This window comes from Pseudomonas coronafaciens pv. oryzae str. 1_6 (assembly GCF_000156995.2).
GTDB classification, from domain to species: domain Bacteria; phylum Pseudomonadota; class Gammaproteobacteria; order Pseudomonadales; family Pseudomonadaceae; genus Aquipseudomonas; species Aquipseudomonas tremae.
The window spans coordinates 5,541,924-5,555,005 of record NZ_CP046035.1; the positions used below are offsets into that span (position 1 = coordinate 5,541,924).

At 52.1% G+C, this 13,082-nt stretch carries 9 protein-coding genes; 3 read left to right on the forward strand and 6 right to left on the reverse strand.

Annotated elements, in window-relative coordinates:
- Positions 1-230: 230 nt before the first annotated feature.
- Positions 231-1,856: an NERD domain-containing protein gene (locus POR16_RS25270; RefSeq protein WP_122381190.1), complete on the reverse strand. Its 1,626-nt coding sequence runs from the start codon at positions 1,854-1,856 to the stop codon at positions 231-233.
- A gap of 356 nt (positions 1,857-2,212) precedes the next feature.
- Between POR16_RS25270 and POR16_RS26740 the strand changes: the two genes are divergently transcribed.
- Both POR16_RS26740 and POR16_RS25275 read left to right on the forward strand, forming a co-directional pair.
- On the forward strand, positions 2,213-2,482 hold the full coding sequence (locus POR16_RS26740) for a BPSL0761 family protein (protein WP_099434470.1): 270 nt from the start codon (positions 2,213-2,215) through the stop codon (positions 2,480-2,482).
- Complete coding sequence (locus tag POR16_RS25275; RefSeq protein WP_005894871.1) at positions 2,479-3,240, forward strand: SIR2 family NAD-dependent protein deacylase; 762 nt, start codon at positions 2,479-2,481, stop codon at positions 3,238-3,240. The genes POR16_RS26740 and POR16_RS25275 overlap by 4 nt, the downstream gene beginning before the upstream one ends.
- 44 nt (positions 3,241-3,284) lie before the next feature.
- On the opposite strand, the gene POR16_RS25280 is transcribed toward POR16_RS25275, so the two are convergent.
- Genes POR16_RS25280 through POR16_RS25290 form a run of 3 tightly spaced genes read right to left on the reverse strand, consistent with a single transcriptional unit; the run spans position 3,285 to position 7,616 of the window.
- Positions 3,285-4,631: a hypothetical protein gene (locus POR16_RS25280; RefSeq protein ID WP_005894869.1), complete on the reverse strand. Its 1,347-nt coding sequence runs from the start codon at positions 4,629-4,631 to the stop codon at positions 3,285-3,287.
- Complete coding sequence (locus tag POR16_RS25285) at positions 4,624-6,657, reverse strand: hypothetical protein (RefSeq protein ID WP_005894864.1); 2,034 nt, start codon at positions 6,655-6,657, stop codon at positions 4,624-4,626. The genes POR16_RS25280 and POR16_RS25285 overlap by 8 nt, the downstream gene beginning before the upstream one ends.
- Positions 6,654-7,616 (reverse strand): PDDEXK family nuclease, encoded by a 963-nt coding sequence (locus POR16_RS25290; RefSeq protein ID WP_234887625.1) that lies wholly within the window; start codon positions 7,614-7,616, stop codon positions 6,654-6,656. Before POR16_RS25290 ends, POR16_RS25285 begins: the two co-directional genes overlap by 4 nt.
- A gap of 716 nt (positions 7,617-8,332) precedes the next feature.
- Between POR16_RS25290 and POR16_RS25295 the strand changes: the two genes are divergently transcribed.
- The gene (locus POR16_RS25295; RefSeq protein WP_234887626.1) at positions 8,333-9,970 is read left to right on the forward strand and encodes a TnsD family transposase; all 1,638 of its coding nucleotides are present in this window, start codon (positions 8,333-8,335) and stop codon (positions 9,968-9,970) included.
- A gap of 9 nt (positions 9,971-9,979) precedes the next feature.
- Here POR16_RS25295 and POR16_RS25300 read toward each other — a convergent pair whose 3' ends face one another.
- Together POR16_RS25300 and glmS are read right to left on the reverse strand one after the other, a co-directional pair.
- The gene (locus POR16_RS25300; RefSeq protein WP_005894858.1) at positions 9,980-11,086 is read right to left on the reverse strand and encodes a TniQ family protein; all 1,107 of its coding nucleotides are present in this window, start codon (positions 11,084-11,086) and stop codon (positions 9,980-9,982) included.
- 156 nt (positions 11,087-11,242) lie between these two features.
- On the reverse strand, positions 11,243-13,078 hold the full coding sequence (gene glmS / locus POR16_RS25305) for a glutamine--fructose-6-phosphate transaminase (isomerizing) (RefSeq protein WP_005894856.1): 1,836 nt from the start codon (positions 13,076-13,078) through the stop codon (positions 11,243-11,245).
- Between the last annotated feature and the right edge of the window lie 4 nt (positions 13,079-13,082).

The following is a 13,082-nucleotide window of genomic DNA, read 5'->3' on the forward strand; positions in this document are numbered from 1 at the left end:
ATATTGCTCCTGTGCAGGTACTGAACGATGGATATTGGTGACCGATTCAAAATGTTCAAAACTGAATAGGTATTCAAGCAGGTAGATGCCGAGCTGTCCCGATGATGGTTAGAAATTTCGCTCCTCGGGTCATCGCGACGTGCAAATCCTTCGCATCAAGCGAGTCGGCATCAAGAATGACGGCGTGATCATACTCAAGGCCTTTGATCAGCAATGTGGTTCCAATCAGCTTACGATGGCTGATCGGCCGCCCCGAATGACCTCTGTTCCACGCGGGCTCGCTTTCTCTCTCGTTCGGCTTTTCTTGCAGCTCGGCCCCTGCTCAACTCAACCTCTCTCATGGGATGGTTGATGAAGTGCTGTTCGTAGGTACGGATCAGTCCAGCATCGTGACTTGCCATAACCTGCTCGAAAACGTAATCCGCGTTCCTGGCGACGATTTCGTACTTATCGGTTTCAAGGTTTCTATTTGAAATCAGTAGCAGCGCCTCTGGAGTGAAATTACCGCTGCTCCAGATTTCAAACCGTTGCGGCAGATATCCCCATTCAGAATGATGCTTAGCCACTTCGCGGAGTACAGGAATGCGCTTGTCGAGCCATTTGGCGACTTCTGCGTCATCAACATTTCCCAGGGGATGTACTCCTTTGCACTCAATGAACACCACGTCTCGATGCCTCCTGACTACTAAGACGTCAATTTCGGCCTGCCGGCCAAGGCTGTCCTTAACCTTCCGGTTCACTTCAGGATCGCCGCCCGGGAACGTGGACTTGGCAATGTGAGCAACTGCGAACTCAAACAAACTTCCTCGCAAAGTGGACCCGGCGCCCTCTATTCGCGAAAGCACGTTGAAAACTTGATCCAGTGACTCAGGGCTGTCCAAGAGCTTGGCCGTGTTTTCGAGTAATGAGCACAGGCTTTTCAGGGCTCTGGCTACCTCCAGGCCGAAAAGGCTTTCAGTAGTGGCAGGAATAATGCCCTCTGCTTTTAGGAGCGAGAATGCTTCGGTGGAAAACTCCTCAGCTACAAATACCTGCAGACAGCGGCTTACCTTTGAAAGGCTTCGCAGCGTCACACATTTTTTGACGAATGCACTGAGTTCCTCCGCAGTTACCCGTCCATCCAAAGCAATATCGCAGACAAAAAATCCGCCCTTAACGCCGGCAGCCTCAGAATACGAACGCATCGGAAACAGAAATGATGGACCCGCCATATCCCATTGAAACGTACCTACCTGAGGCATCTTCTCTAACCCATCGTCCTCACGGGTTTTGACGGCCTCGTAGCTCACCAGCCCCAATTTTCGTGCCCAGTCCTTTACCGCGATCAGCGCCAATCGCTCTGCAATGTTTCGAGCCTTGAGTTTGGCCAGCGTGTTCCCGTCCTGGAGAGGCATTTCTTGATCGCACCTCACGACGCATGTATCCCCTCCCGGCAGTGCTACTTCCTTGACCAGACTCGCGCTGATCAACCGTTCAAGCAGGCTTTCGGCCGAGACGTGTTTCAACTGAGCAACCGGCGCTCCACAGGCGATAAGGAAATGAGACCGCAGCATGAAGTTGGAGCGCATTTTCAAGGCTTGGAGGGCTGAGTAGTAGGCGCTATTCGTCTTCTGAAGAGCATCAATCAGATTGGAAAAAAACTTCGGCGAGCCGTAATCGGATCGTAGATACACAAAGCGAGCACGGTGAGGAAAGATCAGGTGGCTCAGCTTTCTCATATCTTCACAGCCCCGCTCGACCCGCTTGCGAGCGGCCGTAGGAGCCAGGTTGTATTGAGATTCCAGAATCTTCGCGAGCTCACTGCTCAGCATCGGGCCGTTCTTGGCCAGAATTTTCGCTATCGCATCCTGCGCCATTTTGCCTCCGTCATGCCAATGTCACACAGCGCTATTTATATAACTTGTAAACAAGTGCCGTTCTGTATGCTGTTTGTATTCTATGGAAGGCCTAATTCACAAGGGTGAATGGGGCCGAGTCAGCGGAAAATCAGGATAATGTCACAATAGTCGAATCTGGGACTCCTTAAAGGCGTTGCTTTAGAAGCCTGGAGCCGGGTGACGGGCCGACAGGTGGCCCGATGAATGTCGCCTTTCCATCGAGGGAGCAAAATGCCGATCGGCCTGTTTTGCTCTTAGACCTCCTTAGAGAGCTAAACTGAAGATCTGCGGGGCAGGAGCCGCTGCGCCATGTTTCAGAGGGCCTCAATATGACCATGCCAAATGAACGTACCCGGGCTGTCATCCAAACGGGAGAGTTTCTGCTCGAGCTATCTCGAGATTCCTCGTTACCAGAACGAATACGCCGTGACGCCAAATCTCTCCTGCGTCACTATCCAAATCCGTTTCAGATGCTGCTGGCGGGTCGGATCGAAGAGGCGTCAGGTCCTGACGTGTCCCCAATGGGTCCGGTTTTCAGCTCTTCTACCGAAAGCAGCTATCACTCTCCGATCGTTTACGCTGCAGACCCGAAAATCTCCAGATGAATGACTGGAATAGAGCCATCACAGCTCTGTCCGCCGCTCGAAAGGTCGTATTTTTCACCGGCGCCGGCGTCTCTGCTGCAAGTGGGATTCCAACATTTCGCGACAAGCTCACAGGCTTTTGGGAGAAACTCGACCCTGAAAAGCTGGAAACGGCACGGGCTTTTCGAGAGAACCCCCAACTGGTTTGGGGTTGGTACCTGTGGCGGCGCTCCCAAGCTGGCCAAGCCCAACCAAACGCCGCTCATCTTTCGATTAGCCACCTGGCGAGCACCGGCATACAGGTTTCAGTTATCACTCAGAATATTGATGACCTGCACGAGCGCGCGGGATCTCAGAACGTCGTGCATTTGCATGGCAGTTTGATCAATCCGATCTGCTTTGCCTGCAAGCGTACGGCGGTACTCACGACTGATCAATTTCAGGTTTCTGCAGAGGGACAATGGGTAGAGCCGCCGCGGTGTACTCGGTGCAATGGGAAACTCCGACCTGGAGTTGTGTGGTTCGGAGAGGATCTGCCTTCCGGAGCTTGGAAAGCAGCATTGGCTGACGTCAAAAATTGCGACGTTCTGATCTCCGTCGGGACTTCAGGAGTCGTCAGGCCTGCGGCGGATATTCCTGAAATCGCGTCGACATCTGGTGCGACGGTCATCCACGTAAACACTGCGGACGTCTGCCTAGGGGCTCCAAACGAGCTGATGCTCATAGGCTCAGCCGAGCAAGTGTTGCCCGCGCTGCTGCAGACCAGACAATCTTCATAGGACTGAAAATGTCTTGGGTGGACACGCGACCGTTTTCGTAGCGCTTACTTTGCTGGCCCTCTTGGCTTAGGCAAACCTTTGGACTCTGAGAGCAGTCGGCTGTAAGCATCCTCTAACCCTTCCCGAGTTTGCGCGGGCAATGCTGGTTTCTTCTCTCGCTTAGGCTTCGAAGGGAGATTGGACGGTGAACCAGGTGGATGGAGCTGCTCGAAAGTCTTGCGCTCCTCGGCTGTAAGGGATGAAACAAAAACCTTCTCGCTCACACGTAAAGCACGATCGTCCTTGGCAAAGCTCAAGACGTTTGATGGCACCGGGAACGGGCAACGAAGGTCAGGCCTGACCCTGGTTTTGTTCTTATGAACGCTGAGGCGAATTAGCTCTTCAACGTCGTCCCTACTGCTGGAGTAAGCGGCTGAAAGGTATGCTTTGTTGACGTCCTCCAAAGTAATCGTATGGCGACGGGCTGCACGGGCTTCAAGATACGCCACCTTGATCAGTTGAACCGCCAGGCGCTTTATACCGAACGTCCAGCGATACAGCTCATGTACCAAGGCACTCGGATCTGCAGATACGCGCCGCCCGCTTACCCGTATGCATTCTAGAACGTAATCCTTCCAGGCCTTCGAGTCAGGATGGTCCGGTAGCATTACACGGGGTTCAGAGAGAAGCCGTTGCTTGTCCTCACTGTTCCTTGTCAGCAATTTGTGACCCAGGCTGTAGTTGGCCACATAGATCATAGGAACCCCAAGCCCGGCCATGGTGAGCAATATGTCCGTCACCCGGACTACGCCTTGCCCAGTGGTCTGATGCTGCATTTCTTCGAGCACCATCAGTGATACACCATCACGATTGACCCTACGCCGGCACTCGGTCAGAAGCTTGGACGTGTTCGCTCTCACCCCTGTTGCGTCGCCGCCAAGGAAGTCTTCCAACAACTGTCTACCGCCAGCCTTCCCCCTTGCGCTGGCGTACCAATACGAAACGAGATTATGTGGCTCATGGTAATGGGCAGATGTGTAGAGTGCAGGTCCAGGCATCACCTTCATCAGCGCACTGATAGTTTGGCTCTTACCAACGCCAGCGAGCCCGGTGAGGCATATAGGAAATGCCTCATTTTCCGGGGGATGGTACAGCCGCCTCTGATATTGCTGGTCCGAGGAGAAACTCTCAGTTGAAAAGCTGCGTGCACGATCAACGCAGTCTTTGATGAAATCCAAAGAAAACTGATTGGGAAGGAAAATCGTCTTCAGTACCTCTGACAAACGCTCAGCAGCCAACGCTGGACTCAAATCCTCAAGTCCGGTCACCGGATCAGGTTGCGCTGTAATCAAACGCCGAATATCAGCCAGCGTATCCAATCCATCAAAGCGCGCAGAAAAGATGTTAGTCATTGCCTTTCCCCATCAACCGCTTCTGGTCGGCGGCATCACGCTCAGCCGCTCCGTCCTTCGCAGGACGCCCAGGCTTGCGAGTACCACTGTCCCAAGCTTTGCCTGTGGCATGAAGAAATTGCGCATTGCGATCCTGAAGGATTACGGGCTTCTCTTCACGACGCTGGGCATTGCCGCGCAGCCGATTCTCATTGAGCACTTGAAGATCCGACAGCGAAATGTCGACGCTGCTGGGATGTACGCTCGCCGGCTTTACAAAGTCCAACTCGTACAAAACGCCTTCTAATTCAATCCAGATATGTCTGACACACATGGTCATCACATAAGCTGTGACCGGTATCTGGCCATTAAGCGCGATACGGTCAAAAACCTCGGTGTCAATCAGCTTTGATGAATTGTATTTACGACCATAAAAATAAACCCCACTCCTTTTGATGTGCGCCGGATGAGGTGTCAGGAATTCTCTCACGGCGTAGTCAAAGCTTACCTCCGTGCCGGAATCGTAACCAAGATCACTATAGAACTTGTAAATATTATGTGGGGTGGGACTGAAGCCCACCTCCAGCATCTCAGGTGTCATCCTTCCTTCAGCATCTGAAACATGATTATCGTAAATAGCTTGCAGAATATGCCGCTTGCATATCTCTACAAAGTTGAGCGAGCTATGAAAGTGTGTTGGCTGATCATTGTCAGATTTGGTCCTAGGATGTGACGACTCAACCGTTGCTTTCGACTGACCCGAGTGAGTAGGAGTTAACTCAAGCCTGGATAACCAGCTCATCATTTCGCCACGGGCCACTGCTTCTGAACGAATCGGTACGCCCATGGTAGAGCCTGGCCCACGGTCGAACACGATGTTTTGCGGCAGACCGTAAGTGGGCCAGTCTTCTTTTCTGATCGTCAGGCCGAACAACGACGCAAATTTGACCTTGCTAACGGCCATCGAGAACAGGGCCATGCGGTAGGCTTCCATGTTTTCTTTGTTTTCGGAAAAACCCAAGGCGACTACAGCACCAGACTGGCCACACACACCTCGAACTATGCAGGCCGAATCCATAGCGGATCCTTCGAGCAAGCCAGATATCTTATTTTTTGGATTATAGCCGTCAAACTCAACCAGTTGGTTTACATTAACCAAATGTTGAGCAAAACTTCCAAAAAACCCGGACTTAGCTCTAGCTCCGCTGGGCCCCCTACGTGCCTTCCTATACGACTTCGTGCTTATCGACTGACCTAGGTAATAATCGTACTGTCCTTTGGTGGGGAAAGGCTTACCTTCGGGATGATAGAACTTCTTTTTACCTGTCGATGCTGTAAAAGGAACACACCCGAATTCACGCACCAGCACAGCACCAAAGATCTCAGCGTCAGATTTGGTTTTATCATTGTATTTGATGAAGCCATCCAGTATCGAAGCCTGCATTTCGGGCGTAGCCGGAAATCGGGATTTACGTCCTGACTTAGGCGGTCTTCCCAAAATTTTCCCGTCTGCAGTCTGCTCTCTCTTTCCTCTCCCGCAGCGGTCAAACTTGGGCATAAGCGCCCACTTCGAGCGACCGAACACCAGGTAGCTAAAAAACCAAAATCTCAACCGGACTGCATTCTGAGAGGGTGACTGATTGACAGCATGGGCGTTGATGATCGATTCGGGATTTTCGCTAGACAGTATCTCCTCGGCATCGTCTACCAAATCGGCTATGGCGAGGTAACGCTTGTTAACCATTTCATCATAGCTTTTCGTTGCCCTTACCCGATCTTTTTCCAATTGATCTACTGAAATATCCCTGATCGCCTTCAACCAAGGAGGTGTGGCGTCACTACCATGTTCCACGAGATCACCATTGGTCAGAGCCAAATCAAATTCAGGCCGGGAAAGCGTTAGCAAACTTGCAGTGGTTCCTTCATCATCAAAGAATACAAGGCGTGCCCTGTTTGCCCTGCCGTCACTTGCAAGGAAATAGTATTCGACATCCTTTTTAAGCCCTTTGAATCCTTCAGGCGCTTTCAGCCTGGAACCGGTGATCATTCGGGCAAACCGGCAAAAAGTGAGCTATAGACCTGCAGGACATCCGGTGCATCCGTCACCAATGGATGATCAATAAGGACCGGGTCAAACAAGCTGACCGGAAGCTTGCGCTCCCATATGTCTTTGTAGATCTTCGTCAGAAACAGATCACGCCGTCCCCACCGCTGTCCGTACATCAAGGCAACGGAAGCTACTGGTCTCCCATGAGCGACACAGTCTTCTATATCGTGTGAGAAATCCTCGAGAACATTCGATTCGAGGCTGATCTCGCGATCATGGTAGCCATACAGAAGATCTAAGTTGGCCACTAGCACTGGATCCAGCATATCCCTGGATACTCTCACAGTCCTGATGCCTGCACTGTGGTAATAAACCTCTTCCAAGGCATGGCGCAAGCGAGCCTTCTCGCGGTTTTCTTTCTGTTTCGCCAAGCTCTTTAAACTTCCCCGAGCGACCTCATCAAAATCCATTGCACTCAACTTTACTGTCCAGTTCACAGCATAGGGGGCCGAGCCCTGCGGGTGGATGTACAGAAGCAGATCGCCCAAGTAGGGGTGGGGAACCCTCTCGCGCCTACCATCATCGTAGGTCATGACTGCAGTAGCGTGCTTAAGACCGATTTCCTCTGCCACCAATGATGTTCCCTTCACTGGCAGAAGTTTCAGTCCAGCAGCTAATGGGTTACCTTGAAGAGGGTGAACTTCCGGAATTGGGCTGAGAATTTTCTGCTCATGTAACTCGAACACGTCGGGATTATAAAGAGCCAGTTGTGCGAAGATTCTTTCAGGGGTAGAAAGAAGATGCAGTGCTCGTCCAAGCTTCCTGCTATTAAGCCGGCATATACGAGAGCCCTTGGGCGCTTCACCAGGGACTGCATAAATTCCGGCTAAGTAGTTATCTCCCCATTCGAAGCAGCCTTGTCGACCTGTTATGCGGAGTAACGATTTTTTTAGATCCACTTATCTTATCTACCATCCATTCAATCCATAGCAGGCGACGCATACCAGCCCACCTACATCGGATGAATAAGCCATCCAATAGCGCGGGCATGGCCATGACTACACCACGCGCAGTATACTTTTCTGGAGACGAGCGGAGCCGTGCAGGGCTTGACGCCCTACGCGAGGGGATAGACAATGGATTCGTCAGGAGTCGAAAGCTGACTTATCCTCAAAGGCCCAAGGTCACACTTGGGCCTTTGTCTGTCTGGCTCCTGGGTTTTCTAACCAGATTCCATGATTTTTTCCTCAGGCCTAAGTAATAGGCCAGCAAACTATATCGTTTCAGCTAGCTGCACTTTTATAGGAGCCACTACTCCCATAAGGCAAAACTTGCATCGGCTGTTGGTAATACACTTTCAGTTTTCAGTATTGCCCTCAGTAACGCCGTTTAACGATGCATGGTACCGCCGAAAAATGGCAGTTGACAACTAGAATAAAGCAGCTAAGTTGCGCCTCCGCCGGCGCATTCGTGCTGCCTTTTCAGTGTATTCGGTGCTTTGAAGGCCAAAAACCGGCGTTCATAGATGGCCAGGTGATAAAAAATGAATGCTAAATTCCACCAGTTATGAGACCAAAGATTCGCGAATAACCCGCCGCCTGTTTAGGCGAAATCGATCCGTAGGACTGATTTCCAGCCGCTACACTCGTCTCCTCTGATTCGACTCGGAGGTACCATGAGCGCCGCATCAGCTCAGAAATGTGTGATCGAGCCATTCCCTCGACTGGACTGGCTACCCGACGAAACCTTATTCAGCTTGTGCAGTCGACAGCACCTGGTAATGGGAAACCTAGACCATGCGACCACATCGACTGCCGTGCTGGGCCTATCTGAGAAATTTATAAAACATGATATTCCTTGCGGAATAGCGGCTTTAGAGCAAACTGGATTTCACTACTGGGGAAGCGCGGAATCGATTCTCTTATATCACACAATATTTTCACTATTTATTCCCTTTCAAAATCAAAATAAAATTGAAGATGCAATATTAACTATAAAAAGCGATCGGATTGATTCGCTTAAATATCGACTAGGCTTAGTATCAAGTGGCTTCGGCGCTGAACACCCGTTGAAGGCATGCCCGTGCTGCATGCGTGAAGATGTATATGATCATGGCGTAGCGTACTGGCACCTCACACACCAATATCCGGGTGTGATGATATGTCCACACCATCAAGCTTGGCTCATGGCATCCACCAAAAGTAGACGGTGGTCGGGACGGTTCGAATGGTCGCTACCTACCAAGAACTGCCTAATACAACAGGCGTCATCACAGAAACGTTGGTCCCGCGCAGCTTTTATGGCCTTGGCGAACAATGTCATCTATCTCGCGACCATAGGTCGAGTTACGTCTTTTGACCCTTGCACCGTCGCTGCGACCTATCGAACAGCTCTACTCCAAGGAGACAGATCTGCATCGCTTCTTGATCGCATAGAGCCTCTTCGCCGCTTTCATCTGTTTGAATCCTTGCCGCAAGACGAGAAAAGCACTGAGTCATTTATGGACCAGCTTACCCGTTCCCCCCGCAGAAGCATTCACCCTCTGAAGCATCTGGTGCTTATTGATTGGCTATTCGATGACTTGCAGTCGTTTCTCAAGGCCTACGGCGCTGAAGTGACCAGAGTAGCCCAGCAAGTCGCAAGCACTCCATCGCAGAAACCTGATGGGCGTGTCTCGCTTTCAAACGCTGCGACTCCAGCCAAAAACACTCCAAGGCCCAAACGATTAAAAGGCCAGCTTAAAGAGGTTCTGCTCTCAAAACTGGGCAAGGGCATTCCGAAACAGGAGCTTTGTGAAGAGTTTCAGATCTCGGTCTCGACGATCAACAGGTTGTTGCGCGCCCATCCAGATACCAATGCACTGGCTATTGCTGCCACGAACAGCCGGGAGCTAGCTGAGCACAGAGCGCAGTGGCAAGACCTACACAATTTGCATCCTGAGCTAGGGGTCCAGGCTTTGAGAAACACCATTCCTTCTATCTATGCGTGGCTTTATAGAAACGACAAAGTATGGTTGATGGCCAAAGAGCAGACCTTCGTGAAACCGGCCAAAGTGGAAAAATACCTCATTGACTGGGAGGCTCGAGATTCTCGGCTGCTCAGCATGATACGAACGGCGTGCGAGGCGATCACTGAACTGCAGCGGGGCCCGGTCACCAAGGCCGAGCTGTACGCCAGGATTCCCATGCTCTCGTCTTGCTTGGAAAATCGGGACCGATACGCTATGTCGAGAGCATACTTATCCACGGTTCTGCACCTCAAAACGTGCGGTTCTCTACGACAACGGGGCAATGCGGTCTGGCCAGCGGGTTAGCGCGGGAACCTATTTCTGCCTGTAAATACCCGGCGGCGCTTTCTTGACTAGCTCGGGTCGAGGTTGAGGACCTTTTCTTTTTGGTCGCTCAAAACTACAGCAGGGGTAATACACAGGCCGCCAATCCCACATCCGTAAAAAGTCCCTAGCAGGGAACGGACAACACCAGACACCAACACCTTGGTCATAATCTTCTTCGACGTAATGTGTTGATTCTTGATGTCCTGCGATATAAGTAGACCATAGTTTTTCCACTGGGCGAACTTCGTCCCCATATGCCTTCACGTCAATGAAAAAATCAGAAAATCTTTCATAGACTCCCAATATAGCCTGAATAATAAAATCAGTAGTTTCTCCATGTGGTAGCCTGTTCATAAACCTCGCCTCTTGGACGATCTCTAGCCGCCGTTTGATTGTATATCCTAGAGGCTGGTTGTATCTGGAGTCCCAAATTCTAAGCTTTAGGTTTTCATTTTGATGGACTTTCTCATCCAAGACCGCAAGAACAGCCTCTTCAGAGAGGTGATGGGTGGCTGACAGAATCTCTGCAAAGAATTGAGCTTTCTTCAGCTCAAATTGGTCTGCGTTCAACATCACTGAGCTATCTTTAAGCTGCTGTCCCTCACAGGTAGTCCACATCACATTCAGATCATGGCCACCATGGCGGAACGGCTTGTCACAGTATGGGCAGTGTTTGACTAACTCTACATTGTGCTCAGCGCAGACTTTCAGCTCACAACAGTGAGCACGTCGCCAAAAGGAGAATCCTAAGCGTTCAATATCTTCGGCAACACAAACGGGACAAAACCCGGCCGAGGTACTATCGGAACCATAGACACTTGAACTACTTATGTATTCGTCCCTAGAGTAGGAGATATCTTGAATGTTTTTAAAAACTTCTCTTAACGGGTACTCAGTATGTTTATGAAGTATTTTGTTGAAACCGTAGCAACCATTCCATCCGTGCATTCCGGCGATTAACAAGATATCCGCGCCAAAGAGGCTGTTTCTGGGAAACTTCCGAAATACATCTTCGGAGGAATTTTTTCCTTTAATTAGAAGAGTTCTCGCCACAAAGGAACGCACCGTCTCCTCAGGCTGAATAGCTAAGATCATTTGCTCGTCAAAACCTTGAAGTACTTTCCGAGCACGGTGGCCCGGAAAATCGTCACCGGCTCCTCAATCGGGGGGTTCGAAGGCGCCAGCGACAGACTTTATTTATTTCCGACAGACTTTATTTCGTAGCTTCAACATTTCAGCCCTGTGGATAACTCACTCCACCGTCACCGACTTCGCCAGATTGCGTGGCTGATCAACGTCTGTCCCCTTCAGCACTGCCACGTAATACGAAAGCAACTGCAACGGGATTGTGTAGAGAATCGGTGCCAGTGCATCGATGATGTGCGGCATCGCGATGACGTGGGTGCCTTCGCCGTTCTTCAAACCGGCCTGTTCATCGGCGAATACGATCAGCTCGCCGCCGCGTGCGCGGACTTCCTGCAGGTTGGATTTGAGTTTTTCCAGCAGTTCGTTGTTCGGCGCGACGGTGACGACCGGCATGTCGGCATCGACCAGCGCCAGCGGGCCGTGCTTGAGTTCGCCGGCCGGGTAGGCTTCGGCGTGGATGTAGGAGATTTCCTTGAGCTTGAGTGCGCCCTCCATCGCCACCGGGAATTGCGCGCCACGCCCCAAGAACAGAGTGTGGTGTTTTTCGGCGAACAGCTCGGCAACTTTCTCGATGGTGCCGTCCATTGCCAGGGCTTCGCCCAAACGGGTCGGCAGGCGGCGCAGTTCTTCGACCAGTTGTGCTTCGACGCCCTCCTCCAGCGAGCCTTTGACCTGGCCCAGTGACAAGGTCAGCAGCAGCAAGGCAACCAGTTGGGTGGTGAACGCTTTGGTCGATGCCACACCGATTTCCGGTCCGGCCTGGGTGAGCAGGGTCAGGTCGGATTCGCGAACCAGTGAGCTGATGCCGACGTTGCAGATCGCCAGGCTGGCCAGGAAGCCCAGTTCTTTGGCATTGCGCAACGCCGCCAGGGTGTCTGCTGTTTCGCCCGACTGCGAGATCGAAACGAACAGGGTGTCCGGCTGGACCACGACCTTGCGGTAACGGAATTCGCTGGCCACTTCTACCTGGCACGGGATGCCTGCCAGGCCTTCAAGCCAGTAACGCGCGACCATGCCGGCGTGGTAGCTGGTGCCGCACGCGACAATCTGAACATTACGTACCTTGGCAAACAGCTCGGCTGCCTGTGGACCAAAGGCGTGAACCAGAACCTGTTGCTGACCCAGACGACCTTCGAGGGTGCGTTGCACAACCTTGGGCTGTTCGTGGATTTCCTTGAGCATGAAGTGGCGATATTCGCCCTTGTCGGCAGCTTCGGCGCCTTCATGGTATTGCACCACTTCACGTTCGACCGGCAGGCCGTCGACGTTCCAGATCTGCACGCTGTCACGACGGATCTCGGCGATATCGCCCTCTTCCAGGTACATGAAGCGGTCGGTTACCTGACGCAGCGCCAGTTGGTCGGAAGCAAGGAAGTTTTCACCCAGGCCCATACCGATCACCAAGGGGCTGCCACTGCGGGCGGCCAGCAGACGATCTGGTTGAGCAGCACTGATAACGGCCAGACCGTAGGCACCGTGAAGCTCTTTAACGGCAGCCTTCAGTGCGATTGCCAGGTCAGGCGTGTCCTTGAGCTTGTGGTGCAGCAGGTGAACGATGACTTCAGTGTCGGTATCGGAGACGAATGCATAACCCAAGGCCTTGAGCTGTTCGCGCAGGGCTTCGTGGTTCTCGATAATGCCGTTGTGGACAACTGCCAGCTTGTCAGCCGAGAAATGAGGATGAGCATTGCGCTCGCACGGCGCACCATGAGTGGCCCAGCGGGTGTGAGCAATGCCCAGACGCCCCGTCAACGGCTCGCCTGCCAGCGCCTGATCCAGTTCACTGACCTTACCGGAACGACGACGGCGCTCCAGGGTGCCTTCGTTGGTGAAAACAGCCACGCCTGCGCTGTCATAACCTCGGTACTCGAGACGTTTGAGGCCTTCGAGCAAGATAGCGGTGATGTTACGTTCAGCGACGGCGCCGACTATTCCACACATGGTT